Source organism: Sphingomicrobium sp. (assembly GCA_036563485.1).
In the GTDB taxonomy this organism is placed as follows: domain Bacteria; phylum Pseudomonadota; class Alphaproteobacteria; order Sphingomonadales; family Sphingomonadaceae; genus Sphingomicrobium.
Window position 1 is genome coordinate 34,631 of the sequence record DATCMI010000001.1, and the last position, 21,573, is coordinate 56,203.

Here is a 21,573-nt window from a genome sequence, read left to right on the forward strand (position 1 = left end):
CTTCTGAAGCGAGAACCGATTAGACGGCCAGAGGCTCCGAAAAGGCCCTGACCGCGGCGGCGAGGTCATCAGCACCCCACACTGCCTGGCACACGGCGAGGAAGTCGGCGCCAGCTTCGACGAGCGGCCTCGCATTGTCGGCGGTGATGCCGCCGATCGCGACACAGGGAATCTCGAACAGGCTTGCCCACCAGCTGAGGATCGATGGGTCCGGCCGGTAATCGGAGGGCTTCGTCGTTGTCGGATAGAAAGCGCCGAACGCGACATAGTCGGCACCCGCTTCACCCGCCTCCATCGCCAGGTGGCGGCTGTCGTGGCAGGTGCGGCCGATCTGCGCCGAAGGGCCGAGTGCGGTGCGCGCTTCGCGAATGTCGCCGTCAGTCTGACCGAGGTGAACGCCGTCGGCGCCCAGCCGCTTGGCCAGGCTGACGCTGTCATTGACGATGAAGGCGACGTCCGCATCGGCGCAGATGCGCTGCAACGGCTCGGCAAGGCGAGCGAGGCTGTGCTCGTCCACATCCTTGACCCGCAGCTGGAAGGCGGCGGCAATTCCGGGCTCCAGCGCGGCGCGCAGGCGGTCGGAAAATGTGCCTCCGACCTCCTGCGGGCTGATCAGGTACAGCTTCGCCGGCTCGCTCCGCTGCGGAGGCGGAAAGTCGAGCGGGTCGTATTCGGCTTCGTCCAAGGTCAGGCGGGCACCCGCGCGGTCGAGGCGTCGTAGATCTCGTCGATCGCGGTGCCGAGCGTGCTGTTGAACTCCTCGTCGCTCTGCTGGTGGCGGAGGTCCGAAAGGAGCGCGCGGCTGAAGCTGGCGATCATGCCCGGGTTCCGCGCGAGCTCGCGGCAAGCCTCCTCGCGGCTGAAGCCGCCTGACAAGGCGACGACGCGCAGCACGTTCGGATGCTCGACGAGCGGCTGGAACAGACCGGCCTGCGCCGGGATCGAGAGCTTCAGCATCACGCGTTCGCCTTCGTGGAGAGCGTCGAGCGCGTTGGTGAGCTCTTCAAGCAGGATGCGGTCGGCCTGGTCGCGCGACGGGCTCTTGATGTTCACCTCCGGCTCGATGATCGGCATCATGCCGTGGGCGAGCACCTGGCGGGCGACATCGAACTGCTGCCGAACAATGGCGGCGATCCCCTCGGGATTGGCGACGTTGATGACCGAACGCTCCTTCGTCCCGAATACGCCGAGCGCTTTGGCGCGCTCGAGCAAGGCGTCGAGGTCCGGCATGTCCTTCATCAACTGGACGCCATTGCTTTCCTCTTCGAGGCCCTTGTCGATCTTGATGAAGGGGACGACGCCCTGCTCGATCAGCGCCTGGGGCGTGGGCTTGCCGCCGATCTGTCCATCCATGGTGCGTTCGAAGAGGATCGCGCCGATGACCTTGCCGGACCCGAAGCAAGGGGCGCTGATGATCCGCTCGCGCATCTGGTGGATCAGGCCGAACATCTCCTCATCGTTCGACCAAGCGCCATCTTCGATCCCATAGCCCTTGAGCGCCTTCGGCGTGGAGCCGCCCGACTGGTCGAGCGCGGCGATGAAGCCGTCGCCCTGTTCCATCTTTGCGGTCATTTGAGCTTCGTTCATTATCTACCCCTGTCGTTCGAGAGCGGCGACGCCGGGAAGCACGCGGCCCTCCATCCATTCGAGAAACGCTCCACCGGCGGTGGAGACGAAGGTGAAATCTTGCGCGACGCCGGCATGGTTCAGCGCGGCGACCGTGTCACCGCCGCCGGCGACCGAAACCAGCGAGCCGTCGCGGGTCAGCGCTGCCGCCGTCTTTGCGAGGGCAATTGTCGCTTCGTCGAACGGCGGCGTCTCGAACGCGCCAAGCGGGCCGTTCCAAACGAGCGTGCGACAATTCTTCAGCACGTCGGCGAGCGCTTCGACCGCTGCAGGGCCGACGTCGAGGATCATCTCGTCCGCCGCGACCTCGTGGACGTTGCAGGTGCGGACGCTCGGGGGGTTGGGCGCGAATTCCTTGGCGACCACGACATCGTACGGCAGGTGGATGGTGCAGCCCGCCTGGTCGGCCTTGTCGAAGATCGCGTTAGCCTCGCCGGTAAGGTCGTGCTCGCACAGCGACTTGCCGACATCGACGCCCCGCGCCGCGAGGAAGGTGTTGGCCATGCCGCCGCCGATGATCAGGTGATCGACCTTGCCAACCAGGTGCCCGAGCACGGCGAGCTTGGTCGAAACCTTGGCGCCGCCGACGCCGGCCGCGACCGGCCGCTCGGGGTTGCCGAGCGCGCGCTCCAGCGCCTTCAGCTCGGCTTCCATCGCCCGGCCCGCGAAGCTCGGGAGATGGTGAGTGATCCCCTCGGTCGACGCATGGGCGCGATGCGCGGCCGAGAAGGCGTCGTCGACATAATAATCCCCGAGCGCCGCCATTCCCTTGGCGAGATCCGGGTCGTTCTTTTCCTCGCCGACATGGAAGCGGGTATTTTCGAGGATGCCGATATTGCCAGGCAGCATGGTCGAGATCGCCCGCTGCGCTTCCGGCCCCTGGCAATCTTCCACGAACCGCACGGAACGGCCGGCAAGGCGGTGCACCGGCATCACCAGCTGCGCCGTCGACATGTCTGGCCGGACTTCGCCCTTCGGCCGACCGAAATGGGCGAGCAATAGGACGATGGCTCCGCGGTCGCTCAGCTCCAGCACCGTCGGCAGCATCGCCCGCAGCCGGGTATCGTCCGTGACCCGCGCGCCCTCCATCGGCACGTTGAGGTCGACCCGGACCAGCACTTTCTTGCCGGTCAGGTCCTCCGGCAAGTCGTCGAGAGTCTTGAAGGCGGCGCTCACCTTAGCCGAGCTGGCCCATCTTGTGGGCGGTATCGACCATGCGGTTCGAAAAGCCCCATTCATTGTCGTACCAGCTGACGACACGGACCAGCTTGCCTTCGAGCACCGCCGTTTCGAGGCTGTCGACGGTCGAGCTTGCCGGCGTGTGCATGAGGTCGATCGAGACGACCGGCTCATCGGTATAGTCGAGGATGCCGGCGAGGCGGCCGCTTTCCGACGCGTCCTTGAGGATTTGATTGACCTCGTCGCGGGTGGTGTCGCGCTTGGGCGTGAAGGTCAGGTCGACGAGGCTGACGTCCGGCACCGGAACGCGGATCGCGGAGCCGTCGAGCTTGCCCTTCAGTTCCGGAAGCACTTCGCCGACGGCGCGAGCGGCGCCCGTCGTCGTCGGGATGATCGACATGGCGGCGGCGCGAGCGCGGCGCAGGTCCGAGTGGATCTGGTCGAGGATCTTCTGGTCGTTGGTGTAGGCGTGAACGGTCGTCATCAGCCCGCGCTCGATCCCGATCGCGTCGTTCAGCACCTTGGCGACCGGCGCCAGGCAATTGGTCGTGCACGAAGCGTTGGAGACGATCTTGTGATCGGCCTGCAGCTTGTCGTCGTTGACGCCGTAGACGACGGTCAGGTCGACGCCCTTCGCCGGAGCGGAGATCAACACCTTCTTGGCGCCGGCATCGATATGCTTCTGAGCGCTTTCCCGGTCGGTGAAAAAGCCCGTGCATTCAAGCACGATGTCGATGTTGTTCTCACCATGCGGCAGGTTGGCGGGATCGCGTTCCTTGGTCACATGGATGCGCTTGCCGTCAACGACGATGTCGCTGCCGTCGGTCGTGACCTCACCCGGGAATTTCCCGTGGACGCTGTCGTTCTTGAACAGCCAGGCGTTAGCCTTGGCTTCTGCGAGATCGTTGACGCTGACCAACTCGAGCCCACAGTCCGGACGCTCGAGGATGGCGCGGGCGACCAGGCGGCCGATGCGGCCGAAGCCGTTGATTGCAACTCTCGTCATTGGATTCCTCGTTTTTTCATGAAGTCGGTCACGCGAGCGGCGACCTTGTCAGGGGTGATTCCGAAATAGTCATAGGCGTCCGGCGCGGGAGCGGAGACGCCGAAGCGGTCGATGCCGATGCGCAGCCCATGGAGGCCGGTGTAGCGTTCCCAGCCGAAGGTGCTGCCGGCCTCGATCGACACGCGGAGGATCTCCCGGTTGCTGACGTCGGGCAGGATGTCCTCGCGATAGTCCCACGGCTGGGCGTCGAAGCGCTCCATGCTCGGCATGGAGACGACATCGGCACCGATGCCCTGCCCTTCAAGCTTCGCTGCTGCGTCGAGCGCGATCTCCACCTCCGAACCCGTGGCGATGAAGATGACCTTGCGCGAGCCTTCAGCCTTCTTGAGCCGGTAGGCACCGCGGCCGCTGAGGTTCTCGTCTGAAGCTTCGGTGCGGACCGGGCGGAGGTTCTGGCGGCTGAGCGCAAGCACCGAAGGGCCGTCGCTCTGGAGCGCGAGCGCCCAGCATTCGGCGGTCTCGATCGCGTCGGCCGGCCGGTACACCTCGAGGCCCGGCATCGCGCGCAGGCTCTGGAGATGCTCGATCGGCTGGTGGGTCGGGCCGTCTTCGCCGAGCCCGATGCTGTCGTGCGTCATCACGTAAATGACTCGTGCACGCTGCAGCGCCGAAAGGCGGATCGCCGGGCGGCAATAATCGGTGAAGACCAGGAAGGTCCCGCCGTAAGGAATGACGCCGCCGTGAAGCGCCATGCCGTTCATCGCCGCGGCCATGCCGAACTCGCGGATGCCGTAGTAAACGTAGCGGCCGGCGTAATTGTCGGCAGTCAGCGGCTGCTGGTTCTTGGTCTTGGTGTTGTTCGATCCGGTAAGGTCGGCCGAGCCGCCGATGGTTTCCGGAATGGCGCTGTTGATCGCCTCCAGCGCCATTTCGGATGCCTTGCGGGTGGCGACCGGCTTCAGATCAGCGATCAGCTTCTGGACATAGGGCCGGAGCCAGCCGTCATGGACCTTGCCGTTGAGGCGCCGTTCGAAGTCGAGCTTGCGGTCGCTGGCTTCGAGCCGCTCCTTCCATAGCGCATGGTCGATGGAGCCGCGCTTGCCTGCCGCGCGCCATGCCGTCAGCACGTCGTCCGGCACGGTGAACTCTTCCGGCGCAAGGCCGAGGCCTGCGCGCGCTGCCTCGACTTCGTCCTTGCCGAGCGCGGCGCCGTGCGTCGCCGACGTGCCTTGCTTGTTCGGGGCGCCGTAACCGATGATGGTCTTGCAGCGGATCAGGCTCGGGCGGGGATCAGCGAGCGCCTCCTCAATCGCGCGGCTCACGTCGTCGGCGTCGAGCCCGTCGCAGGCGCAGGTGTGCCAGCCCATCGCTTCGTGCCGGGCGACCACATCCTCGTTGCGCGACAGTTCGGTCGAGCCGTCGATGGTGATTTCATTGTCGTCCCACAGGACGATCAGGCGGCCAAGCTGGAGGTTGCCGGCAAGCCCCGCCGCCTCATGATTGACGCCTTCCATCAGGTCGCCGTCGCCGGCGATGACGAAGGTGCGGTGGTCGACGAGGTCGTCGCCGTAGATGGCGTTGAGGTGGCGCTCCGCCATCGCCATGCCGACCGCCATCGCGAGACCCTGGCCGAGCGGGCCAGTCGTGACCTCGACGCCGGGCAGCTCGAAATTCTCCGGGTGCCCGGCCGTCGGGCTGCCCAACTGGCGGAAGCGCTTGATGTCTTCCATCGTGGGTCGCTCGTACCCGGTGAGGTAGAGTAGCGCGTAGATCAGCATCGAGCCATGACCAGCGGACAGGATGAAGCGGTCCCGGTCGGGCCAGTTTGGATCGGCGGCGTCGAACTTCAGGTGCCGGGTGAACAAGGCCGTGGCGGCATCGGCCATGCCCATCGGCATTCCGGGATGGCCGCTGTTGGCAGTTTCGACGGCGTCCATCGCAAGGGCGCGGATGGCATTGGCGAGACTGCGGTCGGAGGGCTGCATCAAGGCTCCGCGTGCGGGAATGGGTTCATGCCCGGGGAACCGGGCCGACCTGCGCCCTTTGTCCGGTGAGCCGTTCAGCGTCAATGCTTGCGGCTCCGCGGCACTTTGCGTAGTCGCCATGATCCATGGACGACGGCGGCATTTCCGCGGCCCTTGAGCGGGCCGAGCGAGCAGTGGAACGCATTCAGCGTGCCCTTGCCAATCGCCCGCCGCCCGCCCCTGCGCGCGACGAAGAGCTCCGGGCCAAGGTCCGCGAAGTTGTCGAGGAACTGGACGAGCTGATCCGCGAGGCGGCGGCCTAGATGGCGGCGATGGTCGACCTGACGATCGCCGGGCGCACCTATCAGGTCGCGTGCCGCGAGGGCGAGGAAGAGAATCTGCGCTCCGCGGCGCGCCTCGTCGACGGCAAAAGCCGCGAAGCGCTCGCCGGCTTGGGCACGCTCAGCGAGGCGCGGCAATTCCTGTTCGCGTCGCTGCTGCTGGCCGACCAGCTGATCGACAAGGGACCCGAGGCCGCTGCCGCGGCGCTGCCGTCGGGCCCCGACCCGATGCTCGCCGAACGCGCCGAACGGCTCGCCGTCCGGCTCGAATCGCTTGCCGCGCAGCTTGAGAATGAGGCGGCGAATCCCTAAGTAAGCCGTGACGGGCACTACCCGGTGCGCGCCTTTGGAAAATCCCTGAGGCTATTCAATCCTATTGGGAGCTGTCCCTGCTCGGACCCTGGTCTGGATCACACGGTGCCCACCTGACGTTTGGGCGTCAGAGGATTTTAGGGCAAACGGCCATGGTGGTCCCGTCACCCCCCTTCCCGCCCGGCATCGAGCCGCGGCCCGACTTCGAGCCTTCGGCGAAGGATATGCTCCGCCGCGCAGCGCTTGAGGCGCGCAAGGCGTTCGCCAAGACGCTCGCTGACGGCGAACGCGCGCAACTCGAACAGCGGCTGGCCGAACATCTCACATCGCTATGCGCCGGAGCCAAGGTCGTCGGCGGCTACGCGCCGCTCGGCAGCGAGATTTCGCCCCAACTGGCGATCGAGGAAGCGCGGGCGGTGGGCCGAGTCGTCGGCTTTCCCGCCTTTGACCACCCTTCCAAGCCGTTCAAATTTCGTGCCGCGGACGCCCTCGAGCCCGGGCCGTTCGGAATCATGCAGCCGAAGCGCAGCTCGCCGGTCGTCGAGCCGGACCTCGTACTGGTGCCGCTGGTCGCTATCGATGCGCGCGGGACGCGGCTTGGCCGCGGAAAAGGCCATTACGACCGGGCGCTGATCCGCTTGAAGACCAATGGTGCGCGGCTGATCGGCGTCGGCTGGGCGATGCAGCGCCTTTCCGACGCAATCCCGAGCGACGAATGGGACGTGCCGCTCGACGGCTTTGCGTCACCCGACGGGCTGGAAATGTTCCCCCGCTAAGGGCGCGTGAAGGGGACGAAATCGCCGAGCACGCAGGTTGGGCCAGGAATGCGGCTGTTCCCATCCAGCGACCGTACGATGTCGCCGCGGCAATAAGAGGATCCGGTCGGGTTGAAGACCAGGATGTCGTCACGGCCGATGCTGCAGGACGGCCCCAGATCGTTCGCCCACACAGTCTTGCCGCTGCCGCTGATCAGCGTCTGCCGATCGGTCGCCGACCGGCGCGGACCGTCGGTCTGGCTGATCGGCAAGCAGCTTCGGGGTTGCCCGGCAACCCGACCGACGAGCTCGACCAATTCGCGGGGTGCGGACGCCGGCTGCGGAACGGAGCAGGCGGCGAGCGACAAAGACAGGAGGAAAGGTGCGCGGCGCATTCCGGCACCATACCCCAATCCCGGGATCGGCGGAATGGCCGTGTCCGCTCGGCAACAATGCCGACTATTCGACAGGAGAATGGGGTTCGAAAGACGTGAATGGCCTCGGCTTCGCTTCTTTAACCCAACCTTGAATGATAGCCTGCGATGCAGCGGTCCAGGGGGGTCGCAGCCGGAGTTGAATCGATGCGTACGAAGATCATGGCTTTCGTGGTTATCGCCGCCGCAAGCGCTGCCTTGTTCGTGGGCATGCGCAACGACACGCGGGCCGATGCCGCTGCGGGCGATTGCTATTCGGAAGCTGCCGGCCCTTCGACCCCGACCATCTGCGACTGAGCGCCTCGCAGCTCCACTAGCCAGATGTCGGGGGGCGCGCCGAAGCGCAACGGCAGGCGGCTGGTTCCTAGCCCGGCCGTGACGATCATCAGATTGTCCCGCTCCCTGATCGCGCCGCATCGATAGCGTTCGCCGAAGTCGGAGCCGGTCTCGATCGCACCGACGAGCGGCAGGACGATTTGGCCGCAATGGGTATGCCCAGCGAGCACCAGGTCGATCCATGGCGGCGACCAGGCGAATTCGTCCGGCCGGTGCGCGACCAGCAATTTGGCGCCTGATGTGGCGGCGAGCCCGGCGTAAACCTTCTGCCGCCGCGCCTGCCATTCGCCCCCGTTCTTGAACAGGCGCCCGTCTATCCCGGCCAACCCGATCGGCCCAAGCTGAACTGCTTCGTTCACGAGCACGCGCACGCCCGCTTTCCGCAGCGCCTGCGCGACGCCTGCTGCGCCCGCCTGGTGATCATTGTTGCCGAGCACGGCATAGGTGCCGTGCGTTGCCTTCACTGCGCTGAGCGGAGCGACCGCGGCTGCCGCATCGTAGCGGCGGCCGATCCAGTTAGCGCCGACGAAGTCTCCGGTCGCAATCACAATGTCCGGGCGCAAGACATTGATTTGCGTGACGAGCTTTGCCGCACGCCGCGGCGGCATGTCGGGGCCGTGGACGTGAAGGTCAGAGAAGAGGACGACCCGGAGCGGCGGCGCGCCTTTCGGATAGTCAGCGGCGACCACCGTGATTCGCCTCACCAGCGGATCGGCAGTCGCGTTGTGGAAGCCGACGGCGAGGACAGCGATCGCGAGCAGCAGCACGGCGGTGACCGCGCGGCGCGCTGCCGACCGGCTCAGGCGCGCCTCATCAGCCGGCGCTGTCCTGCAGCTTGTGACGCTTGAGCGCGTGACGGAGCTGGTCGTAGCTCAGGCCGAGCGCGGTCGCCGTCGCCCGCTGGTTGAAACGATTGCGCTGCAGCGCATCCTCAAGCAGCCGGCGCTCATAAGCGGCCACGGCACCCCTGAAATCGTCCGTCGCCACCGGATCCGCGGCAGGCGTCGCGATGGGCATCGCCATCTGGGACTCGACGGCCTCATCTGGCGCGGCGGCGAACGATTCGACCGCCATGCTCCCACCGCCGCCGGTCGCGGTCGGCGCCCATGGCGAGTGAAACGGGTTAAAATTGATCTCGTCGATCGGCCGCTCGGCGTCCTCGTGCCGGTAGACCGCGCGTTCGACCACGTTGCGAAGCTCGCGAACGTTGCCGGGCCACGGATAGGCTTCCAGCGCCGCCATCGCCCGCGATGTGAAGCCGGGCCAGTTCGGCCATTCGAGCTCGACGCTCATCCGCCGACCGAAATGTGTCGCGAGCAGCGGGACGTCGCCCTGCCTGGCGCGCAGCGGCGGAAGGGTGATCACTTCGAACGACAGGCGGTCGAGAAGGTCGGCGCGGAACTTGCCCTTGTCGACCTGGGCCGGAAGGTTCTCGTTGGTCGCGGCGACGATGCGGACATCGACGCTCACGGGTTTCGACGCACCGATACGGGTGATCTCGCCATATTCGACTGCGCGCAGGAGACGGTCCTGCGCTGCCATGGACAAAGTGCCGAGCTCGTCGAGGAACAAGGTGCCGCCATCGGCCTCTTCGAAGCGTCCGTGGCGAGTCTTCTGCGCGCCGGTGAAGCTCCCCGCCTCATGGCCGAACAGTTCGGCCTCGATGAGGTTTTCAGGAAGCGCGGCGCAGTTCATGACGATCAGCGGCGCGGCCCAACGCGAGGAGAGATGGTGAAGGCGTTCGGCGATCAGTTCCTTGCCCGTGCCGCGTTCGCCGATGACCAGCACCGGTCGGTTGAGCGGCGCGGCACGGCTCGCCCTCTCGACCGCGTCGAGAAAGGCAAGGCTCTGCCCGATGAATTGATCTGCCCGCTCCACACCGAACGTTGGTGCCAAATCCCACGATTTGGCAAGGATTTTCACTTGTTTTCCGGCGCAAAATTGGCGCTTTTCGCGGAACTGTGGCTTTTCCACAGAAGTGGCACGGGTCTTGTATAGTGAGAAGCAGGTTTAGGCGCCTAAGTTACGGATGCGGAGTGCTGGAATGAGTATCTTTTCCCGAACGCGGGACATCTTCGCGGCGAACATCACCGAGATGCTCGACCGGTCGGAGGACCCGGCGAAGATGATCCGGATGGTGATCCTTGAGATGGAGGAGACCCTGGTCGAGGTCCGCGCTTCTGCGGCGCGGTGCATCGCGGACAACAAGGAAATGCGACGTGCACTGTCGCGGCTCGACGAACTTCAGAACAACTGGACCGAAAAGGCCGAACTCGCGCTGAGCAAGGACCGCGAGGACCTGGCCAAGGCGGCGCTGATCGAGCGCCAGAAGGCCAGCGACATGGCGACGGGCCTGCGCGAAGAGATCAAGGTGATCGAAGATACGCTCAAGGGCTATGAGGCGGACATCGCCAAGCTGCAGGCCAAGCTTCGCGAAGCGCGGGCGCGGCAGAATGCGATCGCGGCGCGGTTCGAAAGCGCGGTGACCCGAGCCCGTGCCCGCGAGCTGCTCAACGGCAACCGCACCGAGGACGCATTCTCCAAGTTCGAAGTGCTCGAACGGCGCGCGGACTTCGCCGAAGGCCGCGCCGATGCGCTCGGGATGACCGGGCCGAAGAGCCTCGAAGAAGAAATCGCAGAACTGCAGGCCGCGGAGTCGGTCGACAAGGAGCTAGAAGCCATGAAGGCCGCGCTCCGGGCCAAGGGGAAGTAAGCAATGGACGAAATCCTAATCCCGATTCTCGTATGCGGAATGCTGTTCATCGGCCTGCCGTGGCTGGTGTTCCACTACATCACCAAGTGGAAGACCGCGGCGACGCTGACCACCGGTGACGAGAAGCTGCTGGACGAGCTTCACGACGCTGCCCGCCGCCTGGACGACCGCCTGTGCACCATCGAGCGCATCATGACGGCCGAAAATCCGCAGTGGCGCCAGCAATGCGTTCCGGGCCGCGAGGACACGCGCCGCCTGCTGACCGACGGGGAGTAAGATGGCTTACGATCGCTACCGGACGACGCAGCGGCAACAGCCGGAATTCCGGTCGAACCAGCCGCAGGAATATCGCGAGGACCTGCCGGACAATTATCGTCCGGAGTCCTACTATCGTGGCCAACCCGCAAGCCGAACGCGATTCTATCGCGACAAGCGCAATGGCAAGGTCATGGGCGTGTGCGCCGGCATCGCCGATTACACCGGCTTTGACATCGCCCTGGTCCGCATCTGCTTCCTTGCCGCGGTGTTCATGAGCGGCGGGTCCGTCCTGCCCTTCTACTTCATCGCCGGGTGGATCGCGCCGACCAAGCCGACGGCGCTCGAAACCCGCGACAATGAGGAGCAGCAGTTCTGGCAGGGCGTGCGCGCATCCCCTGCCCGCGCGGCGCGCGACATCCGCTCGCGGATGCGCGACATCGACCGCCGGCTTGCCGACATCGAAAGCTATGTGACGACGGAGAACCGATCCCTGGCGCGCGAGATAGAAGCGCTGGCGATCGAAAAGGGAGACAAGGAATGATGGGTCCGGGGGAGACTTTGTCGGTGCTGATCGCGGTGATCTTTCCCGCGATCGTGCTGATGTACATCGCCAGCCGCTATTTCCGGCTACGCGAGAAGAAACTCGAGGTCGAAGCGGGGATGGCGGCGGAGAAAGCCGCTCAATATGCCTCGCGGAGCACGGAGCTTGAGCAGCGCGTGCGCGTGCTCGAGCAGATCGTCACTGATGCGGGCGCGCAGACGGCTGCGCAGATCGACGCATTGCGCGCCCAGCCGCGCATCTCCGCAGGGGAATAGCAGGCATGAACCCGTTCGAATTCGTTCTCGTCCTGATGCTGATGATTTTCGGCTTCACGCTCATCAAGCATCGCATGGGCATCCGGAACCGCTGGGAGCGCCATGTCGGCGAGCAAGACAGCGGCGAAACGCTGCGGCTGCGCGAGGAAGTCAAGGAACTGAAAGAGCGGCTGAAAGTGCTCGAGCGGATCACCGTCGAGAAGGAAAACAGCCTCGCCAAGGAAATCGAGTCGCTCCGCGACCGATAGGCAGCTAGGGCGCCGGACATGCCCGGACTGCCCCCGCTTAGCGACATCCTGGACGAATATGAGCTGGTCGACGCCGAGGACCGCTACCGGCTACTGATCGACCTCGGGCGACAGCTAGAGCCGATGCCGAGCGCGTTGAAGACGGACGCCAGCAAGGTGCCCGGATGCTCGGCGTCGGTCTGGGTCTATCCGACCAGCGACAGCGGCAAGCTCCACTTCCTGGCCGACAGCAATGCGGCGATCACCAAGGGAATCGTCGCGCTGGTGCTTGCAGCGGTGCAGGACAAACCGGCCGTCGAAGTGGCCGGCATGGACGTCGCGCAGAGCCTCGCCCCGTTCGATCTGTCGAAGCACTTGAGCGCGAACCGCACGCAGGGCGTGCCGAACATGATCGCGCTCGTGAAGCGGACTGCGGAGCGCTACGCCGCGGCCGGATAAGCGAACAGCATCTATTCTCCTGCTCCGGCGTTTCATTGCGCAACGTCAATGACCCTGGAGTATGCGCATGTTCCGCCGTTATGCTTATGGCTGGATCACCCTCGGTTTCTTTCTCGGCTCGCTTCTGCTGCACTGGTACTTCGGCTGGACCGCCTTTGCAGACGAGGCGCAGGCGCACGGCCAGGCGCCCGACACAGCGAGCTACATGCACGAGATGCTGCGCGACACGTTCGAAAACTGGCAGTCCGAGTTCCTGCAGTTGCTGTGGCAGGTCGGCGGGCTTGCCTATTTCCTTTACGTCGGCTCGCCATCGTCGAAGGAGAATGACGACCGCACCGAGCTTAAGCTCGACGCCATCCTGCGTGCGGTCGGCGGCGCGAAAGCGGATGAGCTGATCGCCGCTATAGACCATGAATATGAGCGCGACACGGGTCACACGCCGCACAAGCACGGCAGCCCGCTCGCAAAGAACGCAGGCAAGGAGTTGAACGCGAGCTTCGCGGACGCCCGTTAAGCAGCGCTACTGTTCTTCTACGAATTGGCCGGCTCGCGGGCCGCTCCAACTGCGTGCTGGCCTAGCGCTTCCATCAACAGTTCGTAGGAGCGAATTCGCGCCGCGGGATCGTAGATCTGCGCAGTGACGATCAGCTCATCTGCGCCGGTCTGTTCGACGAAGCTGCGCACTTTCGCGCCGACTTCTTCGACAGTGCCGATCGCCGAACAGGAAAGCACGTCGTCGAGCACCGACCGGGCGTGGGACCCGAGCTCGTCCAGGTAATTGGCTTTCGGCGGCGGCAGCTTGCCCGGCTGGCCGGTGCGCAGGGCAACGAACGCCTGCTGGACCGACGTGGCGAGCAGTTCGGCCTCTTCATGGCTGTCGGCGGCGAAGCAGTTGAAGCCGAGCATCACGTAGGGGCGATCGAGCTGTGCCGATGGTTCGAAGCGCTCGCGATAGACGCGGATCGCCTCCATCATCATTGCCGGCGCGAAGTGCGACGCGAAGGCGTAAGGCAAGCCGAGCATGGCCGCGAGCTGCGCGCCGAACAGGCTGGAGCCAAGGATATAGACAGGGATGTCCATCCCTTCGCCCGGAACGGCGCGAACCCGCCCGTTGGCGCCTTTGAAATAGTTCATCAGTTCGACGACGTCGTTCGGGAACTGGTTAGCGTCGCCCTGCAGGTTGCGCCGCATCGCATAGGCCGCGGCCTGGTCCGTGCCGGGTGCGCGTCCGAGACCGAGATCCACGCGCCCCGGATAGAGCGCTTCGAGCGTACCGAATTGCTCGGCAACGATGAGCGGCGCGTGGTTCGGAAGCATGATGCCTCCTGCGCCGATCCGAATGCTCGACGTTTGCGCGCCGACATAGGCGAGCGCCACGGCCGTCGCTGCGCTGGCGATACCGGGCATCGAATGGTGTTCGGCCATCCAATAGCGTTTGTAGCCTAGCCGCTCCCCCGCCTGCGCGAGCTCAGCTGATTGGCGAAGTGCCTGGGAAACGTCACTTCCTTCGGTGACGGGAGCGAGATCAAGGATGGAAAGAGTGACCATTGATCCGAGATGGTCGGTGCGGCGCGGCGTTCAAGCGTCCGCGGCATCTCCAAGTGCCAGCCGGCGTTCCTCCGCCTTCTTCAGCACGTCGTAAGCGGCCTGCACCTGAGTGAAGCGCTTTGCCGCTTCATCGTCGCCGGGATTGGCGTCGGGATGCGTTTCCTTCACCAGGCGACGGTGAGCCGCCTTCACGGCCGCAAAGTCAGCGTCGCTGTCGAGCTCGAGCGCCTCGAGCGCGCGCATCTCGTCGCGGCTGCGGCTGCCGTCCCCGGGACCGGCCCACTTCCACTGCGCCGACTGGCGGAAACCGGCGTTGCCCTGCTCCTCATCGGCGGCGCGGCGCGCGGCTTCTTCGGGGCTCAGGCCGGCGAAGTAATTCCAGTTCTTGTTGTACTCGGCGGCATGGGCTTCGCAGAAATACCAGCGTTCGGGGCTGTTCGGCGCCTTAGGCGCCGGCCGATCGCCGACATTGCTGCAGCCTTCGCGGTCGCACAGCCGAATCTTCGCCGCCGAGCGGCCCTTGTCCGCATAGCTCCGCCACCGCGGGAAGCCCCAGTCGTCGGATCTCTTCTGCCGAGCCATAACACTCCAACTAGCCAGCGATTGCGGCAGTTGCGAGCCGCGCCTCGAAAGAAAATGCCAGAGGGCCTGTAAGCCGGGTTCTGTCCTCCGCTTGCGCGGATGTGCGGCCATTCCTCTAGGCCCCGACTTACGTCGGGGCTCAAGCAACCAACCCGGGCGACGGGCCGGAACCAGGCCCATATGCCGCCCCTATTCGGTCTTGCTCCCGGTGGGGTTTACCGTGCCGGTTCCGTTGCCGGTCCCGCGGTGCGCTCTTGCCGCACCCTTTCGACATTACCGCGCCGAAGAGCGGCGGTCTGCTTTCTGTGGCACTGTCCCTGATCCCCGCCGGAGCGAAGATCGCCGGGTGTTACCCGGCACCGTGGTTCCATGGAGCCCGGACTTTCCTCGCCCTGCTTATCGCAGGCCGCGGCCGCCCAGCCCTCTGGCGAGCGGCGATATAGGCGGAGCGGGCTCTGCACGCGAGTCAGGCGTCGGGGAGCGGACTTCTGCAGCACCGTTAAGCTGCTGCTTACCTGCGCCCTCAGCCGGTCGGCGACGGGACTCGGTTGACCGTAAACACTGCTCATACGCGGTGATCGGGTGCGGTTCGTTGTCTGGCGTTCAGCAGTGCCGCGCCAGCCTTTCCCACAGCCACAAAGAGGGAGATTAGAAGATGCGCACATTCATGCTGGCACTAGCGGCAACGTCGCTCAGCGTTCCGGCGCTTCCGACCGCGGCGGCCGCGCACGGCCGCCACCACAGCGCGTATCAAGGCAAGATCTGGACCGATTCACAGGGCCGGCTGCGGTGCAAGCGCTCTAACGGCACCACCGGATTGATCGTCGGCGCTGCCGGCGGTGCTCTTGTCGGGCGCGCCATCGGTACGCGCGGCGAGCGCGCGACCGGGACCATCCTGGGCGCGGCAGCGGGCGCCCTTCTCGGCCGCCATGTCGACCGCAGCCGGGTGCGCTGCCGCTAAACTCTGAGCGTTGAAGCGATTAAGGCTCGTCCGCCAAGTGCGGACGGGCCATTTTCTTGCGCCGCCTTATTGCGGGCGCGGCAGCAACAGCGCGAGAAGCTTGGCGCGGCATTCGCCGTCGATGATCCCGTCGATCATGTCGGGACGAAAGCGGCGCTGGAAGGCGATCACCGCCTTCTGCGGGTCGGTGACGTCATAGCCGAACCGCTCGAGCGCCAGCAGGAATCCCGCGTCGGTCCAGTAAGGGTCGATCAGCTCGCGCGACGGGCTCGGCAGAGCCAGGCGGCGCTTGGCGAGTTCCCACCAAGGGAAAAGTTCGCCCGGGTCCTCCTTGCGCGCTGGCGCGATGTCTGAATGACCGACGACATTGCCGCGGCCGATCCCGTGTCGCTCCTTGATGTCGGCGACTAGCGGGATGACCGACGCGATCTGCTCGTCGGGAAATTGCCGATAGCCGAACTCATGACCGGGATTGACGATCTCGATCCCGATGCTTGCCGAGTTGACGTCGCTGATGCCTCGCCAGCGCGACTTGCCGGCGTGCCAGGCGCGCTTGTCTTCGTCGACCAGGCGGTAAACCGTCCCGTCCTCGTCGACGCAATAATGCGCCGAGACCTTGGCTTCGGGCGAGCAGAGCCGCGACAGCGCGCCTTCGCAGTCCGGCATTCCGGTATAATGAAGGACGATCATCGAGACCGGTAGCTGGCGCTCGTCAAAGTTCGGCGACGGCCGGTCGATGAAGTCCATGTCCATGCGCGCTTATGGCGCACAGTCATGGCTGTTGGGTCAAGCCCCGCCTGCTGCCGCCCGGCGCTCCGTCTGCCGTTTTTCGATGCGACTGCCGTCGCCGGTCAGGCGGTACAAACCGCGCGCTTCAATGTCGGCGCCAAGCTTGTTGGTCTGCCCGATCACCGTCTCGCCGGCCCCGAGCATCAGCCAGCCATCCTCAGCCATGGCGCTTGCGATCCGGTCGAAGCTCAGCGTCTTCTTTTCGGCGCTGAGGTAGAGCAGCACATTGCGGCACAGGACAATGTCGAACCCGCCGGGGTGCGGCGGCGGTTCAAGGATGTTGTGTACCTGGAAGCGCAGCGGACGCCGAAGCGCCTCGACCGCGCGCCAGCCGCCATCGCATTCCTCGAACCATTTGATCATCTGGTTGATGCCGAGGCCGCGCTGCACTTCGAACTGGCTGTACGTGCCGCGGCGCGCGCGCTCCACGCATTCGGTGGACACGTCAGTGCCGAGGATGTCGATCGTCCAGCCGCGCCACTTGTCCGCTTCCTCGGCGAACAGCATCGCCAGCGAATAGGTCTCCTGCCCGGTTGAGCAGCCGGCCGACCAGATGCGAAGCCGCTTCGAGGCGGCGCGGCGCCGCATCAGTTCGGGCAAGGCGTGGCGCTGGAGTACGTCGAACGGCGCGCGGTCGCGGAAGAAATAGGTTTCGTTGTTGAGCAAGGCTTCCACCACCATTTGCGACAGGCTCGGCTCCTTCCCCATCACGAGGATGGTGATGAGCTCGTCGAGCGAAGCGATGCCGCGCTCTCGCAGCAGAGACGAAAGCGCGGTTTCGATGCGCCAGCGGCGGCTCATCGTCAGTTGCTGGCCGGTCCGTCCTTCGAGCAGGCCGGCAAGGATCCGGATCGAGCTGTCGCTTATTTGCACGGCAGCTCTTCCTCAGTCCGGGAGGTGATCCTCCGGGCGATTTTCTCTGGCGGCAGCACCGCACTGGCGAGGCCCGCCTCCATTACCGCCCGCGGCATTCCCCATACGGCGCAGCTTGCCTGATCCTGGGCGATGATCGAGCCGCCGCATGAGACCAGAGTTGCGGCGCCCTCGACGCCGTCACGGCCCATGCCGGTAAGGACGACGCCGAGAGCGCCGGAACCGTAGATCGCCCCCGCGGAAGCGAACATCGGGTCCAGCGAGGGCATGCAGCCGCTGCTGCTGCGCCCGTGGGTGAGCCGGACCAGCGCCCCAGTCTTGGAGGGCTCGAGCGTCAAATGCCCATCGCCGGGTGCAAGCAGGACCTGGTCGGCCACCAGCGGCATGCCGTCTTCGGCAACGACGGCACGGCGGCCGGAAATGGCGCCGAGCTGGCGTGCGAACACCGGCATGAACGGCATCGGCAGATGCTGGGTGACGAGAATCGGCACGCCGATCCGCCGCGGGAGCGCCGCGAACAGGACCCCAAGCGCGTGGATTCCGCCCGTGGACGCGCCGAGCGCCAGGACATCGATCGGGTCGCTCGGCATCGGCCGGAGGACGGGAGTCGGGCCGCTCGGCTGCGGCGCGTAGCTGGCGCTGGATACCGTTTTCGAGGCGTAGCCGAGCGCCTTCAGCTTGGCGACGAGGATCTCGGAGAACCGCCCGTTGAACCGTCCGGTGCCCGGCTTGGGCATGGTGTCGGCAGCGCCAAGCGCGAGCGCGGCCACCGTTTGCTCCGCGCCGTCTTCGGCCAACGAGGACACAATCATGACCTTGGCGCCGGCGGCCGCGGCGATGATGCGCGGGATCGACTTCAGCCCGCCCGCGCCGGGCATTTCGAGGTCGAGGATGACGACGTCTACGCGGCATTCGCCAAGCGCAACGATGGCGTCTTCGGCGGTTCCGGCGACAGCGATGATTTCGAAGGCGGGATCGCTTTCGATCATTCGCGAAAGCACCGCCCGGGCGACCGTCGAATCGTCGACGATCATCAACCGGATGCGGCGGCGACTAGCGGCCGGATCCGCATGGCGGTCCCGCGATCTGGCGAGCGCCCGCTCCACCGACGCGGGCCTTAAGCGACGCCGACGAGCTGAAGCTTGATGTGAAGCGTCTCGCGATCGAACGGCTTCATCACATATTCGTCCGCGCCCGCTTCGAGCGCCGCACGAATGTGCGCCATGTCGTTCTCGGTCGTGCAGAAAACGACCTTCGGCTGGTCGCTGTGGCCACGCTGACGCAACAGGCGCAGGAACTCCATCCCGCTCATCACCGGCATGTTCCAGTCGAGCAGGACGACGTCCGGCATTTTCGATTCGCAGCGGGTGAGCGCTTCCTGGCCGTCGCCCGCTTCCTCGACCTCGAACTCGAGGGTTTCGAGAATGTGCCGCGCGACCTTGCGGATCACCTTGGAGTCATCGACGATCAAACAGCTCTTCATTCGCTCGCATCCCGCTTTCGACGTATCGCACTCACTAAACATGAAGGGTAACGAAGACCTTAAGCCGCCTTCGCTTCCGGAGCCCCGGCGATCAAGGCCGCGACATCGACGAGCAGCAGCGGACCGCTTTCGGTATCGACCATACCGAGAGACGCGCGCCCCCAGCCGGCCCCCATCGCGGCGCGCACCGGCGCCGGGTCGCTGAGCGCTTCGACCACATCTTCGACGAGGTCGACGATCAACGCATAATGATGGCCGTCGAATTCGACGACGGCAGCTTCGCGGATTCCGTCCGAGCAATCGCTCATCCCAAGCTCCAGCGAGCGCTTGCAGTCGATCACCGTCAGCACGCGGCTGCGAAGAGCCGACAAGCCCGCGACGTGCGGCGCCGCCCGCGGCACGGGGATCAAGGTGTCCAGCTCGACCACGGATTCGACGGCGGCGGCAGGCAGCGCGACGCGCTCGCCGGCGATGGTCACGACCAGCAGCAGTTCGTTCATTTGCCCCTCCCGCGCTTCGTCATTTTCCGCTCCCCGCTCCGGCAGTCTTGAGCGCCATCAGCAGCCCGGCGCGGTCATAGCGATAGATGCTGCCGTCCTTCTTGTTCTTGGGCTCCGGCTCGCTGCGCAGATAGATTGCATTGGCTGCATCAACGGCCTCGCCGTCGCTGGCGATCACCAGGTCGGTGTCGCCATCATGGTCGTCGCCGACGACGATGTAGCCGGCGGCCTCGACGATCGGCCGCAGCATGTTCTGCATCCAGGGATCGTCGCTCGGCAGCCGGCAGACGAGCGTTTCCGATGCGCGCGCGGCGGCGCCGACATGATTGGCGAACAGCCAGTGCGCATCGACGATCTCCGCCGGCTCGCCATTGATCAGCGAAACGCCGCTGACCTCGCCCGGACGTTCCGCATGGATGATGTCATTGTCGATCGTCGCAAAGTCGACGACCTCGGCGAAAGCATAGCCCATCTCATGTGCGCCGTCGTTGAGGCGGAACAGGCGCACCTTGTCGCCGGTGAGCTCGGCGCCATTGGCACCGGCTAATGGAAGGATTGCATCGCCGACCTGGACGCGCAGCTGTCCGGCAGCCGAATTGACGGCGCTGACCGCCACTTCCTCGATTCGGTCGACAACGGCGAGGCGCAGTGCGCGGCGGCCGCCGTCGAGGCCGCGGAAGAGCAGCACCGCCGTCGATTTCACCGCGGCGGCGGAAGGGCCTTCGGCGATGCGAGCGGCGCGCTCCTGCACTTCGAGCTTGATGCCGCCGACCTGTGCGAGCCCGGCGGGATCGAACAGCAGGATCGGGCTGCCGTCATCGGCAAGGGTCGTGCCGGCATAAAGGCCTGTGGCCATGACGGCGGGCGCGGCGGGCTTCACCACCAGCTCTTCGTGGTCGTGGATGCGGTCTACGGCGAGCGCGTAGACATCGCCGCCTGCCGGGCGCAGCACGATCAACGTGCGGTCCTTGTCGTCGATACCGCTCGGAATGCCGAGGATGTCGGCAAGCGACACTTCGGGCACGCGGCGGCCGCGGATCGTCGCAACGCCTGCACCGCCAAGGTGCTCGAGCGTAACGCTCTCGCCATTGGCGCGGACGATCTCCTCGATGGCCGAGCGCGGAATGGCAAAATGCTGGCCGGCAATCGACAGTGTCAGCGCGGGGATAATGGTCAGGGTCAACGGCACCCGCAGGGTCATGCGCGTGCCCTCGCCCAACCGGCTGTCGACCTCGACGACGCCGCCGATCCGCTCGATGTTCGAGCGGACGACGTCCATGCCGACACCGCGGCCGGAAATCTGCGTCACCTGCTGGGCGGTCGAGAGGCCTGCCTCGAAGATGAGGGCGAGCTGTTCGCGCGGGGAAAGCTGCGCCGCGTCGGCTTTCTCGATGATGGCGGCCGCGATGGCTTTCTCGACCAGTTTCTTGCCATCGATGCCGCGGCCGTCGTCCTGAATGTCGATCAGGATCTGGTTGCCCGACTGACGCGCCACGACCGAGAGGATACCGATTTCGCGCTTGCCGGCCTTCAGCCGGTCGGCAGGCTTTTCGATGCCATGGTCGACCGCATTGCGGATGATGTGCGTCAGCGGATCGCGGATCATCTCGATCATCTCGCGATCCAGCTCGACGTCGCCGCCTTCGATGTCGACCAGCACCTGCTTGCCGAGTTCGGCCGACAGGTCGCGGACCATGCGCGGAAGGCCGACGAACAAATTCTCGATCCGCTGCATGCGGGTGCGCGTGATCGCATCGCGCATGTCGGCGATGATCGCGGACAGGCGCTCGAAGGCGCCATCGACGGCGACGTCGGTCGGCGCTTCACGCAGGCGGCGGGCTAGCTCGTTGCGTGCCAGCACCATGTCGGAGACGGTGCTCATCACACGATCGAGAAGCTCGACGGAAAGGCGGATGGTGCGTGGGGCCGAGGTTGCCTTCGCCTGCCCTTCAGCAGCGGCGACGGCCACCGGAGCCGCGACGCTTTCGGCGCCGGGTGCAAGGGCATCGATGAGCGCGCTATCGTCGCCTGCCGGCATGTCTTCGCCGGCGTCGATCGCAGCGATCATTTCGCCAATTCGGTCGATGATTGCGAGGACCGCGCTGACCAGGTGGCCATCGGCTTGGCGGCGGCCGGCGCGGACATCGGCCAACGCGTCCTCGGCGGCATGGCTTAGTGCTTCAAGTCGGGGAAATTCGAAAAAGCCGCAATTGCCCTTCACGGTATGAACGAAGCGGAAGATGCTATCGAGACGGGCGCGGTCGTCGGGCTCGGCCTCCCAGGCGACGATCTCCCCGCCGAGGGCTTCGAGCATTTCGCGACATTCCGCGACGAAATCGGCAATCAAATCGTCCATCGACGGGTAAGCCCCCCAGCGCTGCGTGGAGAGGCTTATGCCGCCGAGGAGTTAA

General features: G+C 65.6%; 28 protein-coding genes and 1 other RNA gene. 12 read left to right on the forward strand and 17 right to left on the reverse strand.

Annotated elements, in window-relative coordinates; genetic code table 11:
• Positions 1-19: 19 nt before the first annotated feature.
• The 5 genes from thiE to tkt are packed head-to-tail and all read right to left on the reverse strand — an operon-like array spanning position 20 to position 5,796.
• Positions 20-685, reverse strand: a complete 666-nt coding sequence (thiE, locus tag VIL42_00185) for a thiamine phosphate synthase (protein ID HEY8591266.1) — start codon at positions 683-685, stop codon at positions 20-22.
• A 2-nt stretch (positions 686-687) separates the two neighbouring features.
• Positions 688-1,587, reverse strand: a complete 900-nt coding sequence (locus VIL42_00190; GenBank protein ID HEY8591267.1) for a fructose bisphosphate aldolase — start codon at positions 1,585-1,587, stop codon at positions 688-690.
• 3 nt (positions 1,588-1,590) lie between these two features.
• Positions 1,591-2,802, reverse strand: coding sequence for a phosphoglycerate kinase (locus tag VIL42_00195; GenBank protein ID HEY8591268.1), 1,212 nt, complete (start codon positions 2,800-2,802; stop codon positions 1,591-1,593).
• Position 2,803: 1 nt separating this feature from the next.
• The gene (gene gap / locus VIL42_00200; GenBank protein HEY8591269.1) at positions 2,804-3,811 is read right to left on the reverse strand and encodes a type I glyceraldehyde-3-phosphate dehydrogenase; all 1,008 of its coding nucleotides are present in this window, start codon (positions 3,809-3,811) and stop codon (positions 2,804-2,806) included.
• Positions 3,808-5,796 carry a transketolase gene (tkt, locus tag VIL42_00205; GenBank protein ID HEY8591270.1) on the reverse strand — a complete coding sequence of 663 codons (1,989 nt, stop codon included), beginning with the start codon at positions 5,794-5,796 and terminating at the stop codon, positions 3,808-3,810. Before tkt ends, gap begins: the two co-directional genes overlap by 4 nt.
• Before the next feature lie 125 nt (positions 5,797-5,921).
• Here tkt and VIL42_00210 point away from each other — a divergent pair, with 125 nt between their 5' ends.
• From VIL42_00210 to VIL42_00220, 3 genes are all read left to right on the forward strand, one after another.
• On the forward strand, positions 5,922-6,098 hold the full coding sequence (locus VIL42_00210; protein HEY8591271.1) for a hypothetical protein: 177 nt from the start codon (positions 5,922-5,924) through the stop codon (positions 6,096-6,098).
• The gene (locus VIL42_00215) at positions 6,099-6,428 is read left to right on the forward strand and encodes a cell division protein ZapA (protein HEY8591272.1); all 330 of its coding nucleotides are present in this window, start codon (positions 6,099-6,101) and stop codon (positions 6,426-6,428) included.
• A 152-nt stretch (positions 6,429-6,580) separates the two neighbouring features.
• Entirely contained in the window at positions 6,581-7,204 is a 624-nt protein-coding gene (locus VIL42_00220; GenBank protein ID HEY8591273.1) for a 5-formyltetrahydrofolate cyclo-ligase, read from the forward strand.
• On the opposite strand, the gene VIL42_00225 is transcribed toward VIL42_00220, so the two are convergent.
• Positions 7,201-7,578 (reverse strand): hypothetical protein, encoded by a 378-nt coding sequence (locus VIL42_00225; GenBank protein HEY8591274.1) that lies wholly within the window; start codon positions 7,576-7,578, stop codon positions 7,201-7,203. The two genes, VIL42_00220 and VIL42_00225, sit on opposite strands and share 4 nt — an antisense overlap.
• A gap of 186 nt (positions 7,579-7,764) precedes the next feature.
• Between VIL42_00225 and VIL42_00230 the strand changes: the two genes are divergently transcribed.
• Positions 7,765-7,914: a hypothetical protein gene (locus VIL42_00230; GenBank protein ID HEY8591275.1), complete on the forward strand. Its 150-nt coding sequence runs from the start codon at positions 7,765-7,767 to the stop codon at positions 7,912-7,914.
• Here the strand turns inward: VIL42_00230 and VIL42_00235 are convergent.
• Both VIL42_00235 and pspF read right to left on the reverse strand, forming a co-directional pair.
• Complete coding sequence (locus VIL42_00235) at positions 7,869-8,720, reverse strand: metallophosphoesterase (protein ID HEY8591276.1); 852 nt, start codon at positions 8,718-8,720, stop codon at positions 7,869-7,871. The two genes, VIL42_00230 and VIL42_00235, sit on opposite strands and share 46 nt — an antisense overlap.
• Before the next feature lie 46 nt (positions 8,721-8,766).
• Positions 8,767-9,831 (reverse strand): phage shock protein operon transcriptional activator, encoded by a 1,065-nt coding sequence (pspF, locus tag VIL42_00240; protein ID HEY8591277.1) that lies wholly within the window; start codon positions 9,829-9,831, stop codon positions 8,767-8,769.
• Between the two features lie 166 nt (positions 9,832-9,997).
• On the opposite strand from pspF, the gene pspA reads away from it, so the two are divergent.
• The 7 genes from pspA (at position 9,998) to VIL42_00275 (ending at position 12,940) form a co-directional block, all read left to right on the forward strand.
• A complete protein-coding gene (gene pspA, locus VIL42_00245) occupies positions 9,998-10,666 on the forward strand; it encodes a phage shock protein PspA (protein HEY8591278.1) in 669 nt (222 codons plus the stop codon).
• Positions 10,667-10,669: 3 nt separating this feature from the next.
• Complete coding sequence (gene pspB / locus VIL42_00250) at positions 10,670-10,942, forward strand: envelope stress response membrane protein PspB (GenBank protein HEY8591279.1); 273 nt, start codon at positions 10,670-10,672, stop codon at positions 10,940-10,942.
• A gap of 1 nt (position 10,943) precedes the next feature.
• Entirely contained in the window at positions 10,944-11,465 is a 522-nt protein-coding gene (gene pspC, locus VIL42_00255; GenBank protein ID HEY8591280.1) for an envelope stress response membrane protein PspC, read from the forward strand.
• Positions 11,462-11,740 (forward strand): hypothetical protein, encoded by a 279-nt coding sequence (locus tag VIL42_00260; protein HEY8591281.1) that lies wholly within the window; start codon positions 11,462-11,464, stop codon positions 11,738-11,740. The genes pspC and VIL42_00260 overlap by 4 nt, the downstream gene beginning before the upstream one ends.
• Before the next feature lie 5 nt (positions 11,741-11,745).
• Positions 11,746-11,988 carry a hypothetical protein gene (locus tag VIL42_00265; GenBank protein HEY8591282.1) on the forward strand — a complete coding sequence of 81 codons (243 nt, stop codon included), beginning with the start codon at positions 11,746-11,748 and terminating at the stop codon, positions 11,986-11,988.
• Positions 11,989-12,015: 27 nt separating this feature from the next.
• Positions 12,016-12,426 carry a SufE family protein gene (locus VIL42_00270; protein HEY8591283.1) on the forward strand — a complete coding sequence of 137 codons (411 nt, stop codon included), beginning with the start codon at positions 12,016-12,018 and terminating at the stop codon, positions 12,424-12,426.
• A gap of 67 nt (positions 12,427-12,493) precedes the next feature.
• On the forward strand, positions 12,494-12,940 hold the full coding sequence (locus tag VIL42_00275; GenBank protein HEY8591284.1) for a DUF6766 family protein: 447 nt from the start codon (positions 12,494-12,496) through the stop codon (positions 12,938-12,940).
• Positions 12,941-12,957: 17 nt separating this feature from the next.
• On the opposite strand, the gene VIL42_00280 is transcribed toward VIL42_00275, so the two are convergent.
• The 3 genes from VIL42_00280 to rnpB all read right to left on the reverse strand — a co-directional run bounded on the left by VIL42_00280 (position 12,958) and on the right by rnpB (position 14,984).
• The gene (locus VIL42_00280) at positions 12,958-13,974 is read right to left on the reverse strand and encodes an LLM class flavin-dependent oxidoreductase (protein ID HEY8591285.1); all 1,017 of its coding nucleotides are present in this window, start codon (positions 13,972-13,974) and stop codon (positions 12,958-12,960) included.
• Positions 13,975-14,004: 30 nt separating this feature from the next.
• The gene (locus VIL42_00285) at positions 14,005-14,556 is read right to left on the reverse strand and encodes a J domain-containing protein (GenBank protein HEY8591286.1); all 552 of its coding nucleotides are present in this window, start codon (positions 14,554-14,556) and stop codon (positions 14,005-14,007) included.
• Positions 14,557-14,609: 53 nt separating this feature from the next.
• An RNA gene (rnpB, locus tag VIL42_00290) (RNase P RNA component class A) lies at positions 14,610-14,984 on the reverse strand.
• Positions 14,985-15,211: 227 nt separating this feature from the next.
• On the opposite strand from rnpB, the gene VIL42_00295 reads away from it, so the two are divergent.
• The gene (locus VIL42_00295) at positions 15,212-15,517 is read left to right on the forward strand and encodes a glycine zipper 2TM domain-containing protein (protein ID HEY8591287.1); all 306 of its coding nucleotides are present in this window, start codon (positions 15,212-15,214) and stop codon (positions 15,515-15,517) included.
• 66 nt (positions 15,518-15,583) lie between these two features.
• On the opposite strand, the gene VIL42_00300 is transcribed toward VIL42_00295, so the two are convergent.
• The 6 genes from VIL42_00300 to VIL42_00325 all read right to left on the reverse strand — a co-directional run bounded on the left by VIL42_00300 (position 15,584) and on the right by VIL42_00325 (position 21,518).
• The gene (locus VIL42_00300) at positions 15,584-16,264 is read right to left on the reverse strand and encodes an N-acetylmuramoyl-L-alanine amidase (protein HEY8591288.1); all 681 of its coding nucleotides are present in this window, start codon (positions 16,262-16,264) and stop codon (positions 15,584-15,586) included.
• A gap of 39 nt (positions 16,265-16,303) precedes the next feature.
• Entirely contained in the window at positions 16,304-17,179 is an 876-nt protein-coding gene (locus VIL42_00305; protein HEY8591289.1) for a protein-glutamate O-methyltransferase CheR, read from the reverse strand.
• Positions 17,170-18,213: a chemotaxis-specific protein-glutamate methyltransferase CheB gene (gene cheB / locus VIL42_00310; GenBank protein ID HEY8591290.1), complete on the reverse strand. Its 1,044-nt coding sequence runs from the start codon at positions 18,211-18,213 to the stop codon at positions 17,170-17,172. The genes VIL42_00305 and cheB overlap by 10 nt, the downstream gene beginning before the upstream one ends.
• Positions 18,214-18,296: 83 nt before the next feature.
• A complete protein-coding gene (locus VIL42_00315) occupies positions 18,297-18,662 on the reverse strand; it encodes a response regulator (GenBank protein ID HEY8591291.1) in 366 nt (121 codons plus the stop codon).
• A 59-nt stretch (positions 18,663-18,721) separates the two neighbouring features.
• Positions 18,722-19,162, reverse strand: a complete 441-nt coding sequence (locus VIL42_00320; protein HEY8591292.1) for a chemotaxis protein CheW — start codon at positions 19,160-19,162, stop codon at positions 18,722-18,724.
• 19 nt (positions 19,163-19,181) lie between these two features.
• Positions 19,182-21,518, reverse strand: coding sequence for a chemotaxis protein CheW (locus VIL42_00325; protein HEY8591293.1), 2,337 nt, complete (start codon positions 21,516-21,518; stop codon positions 19,182-19,184).
• Positions 21,519-21,573: the final 55 nt, after the last annotated feature.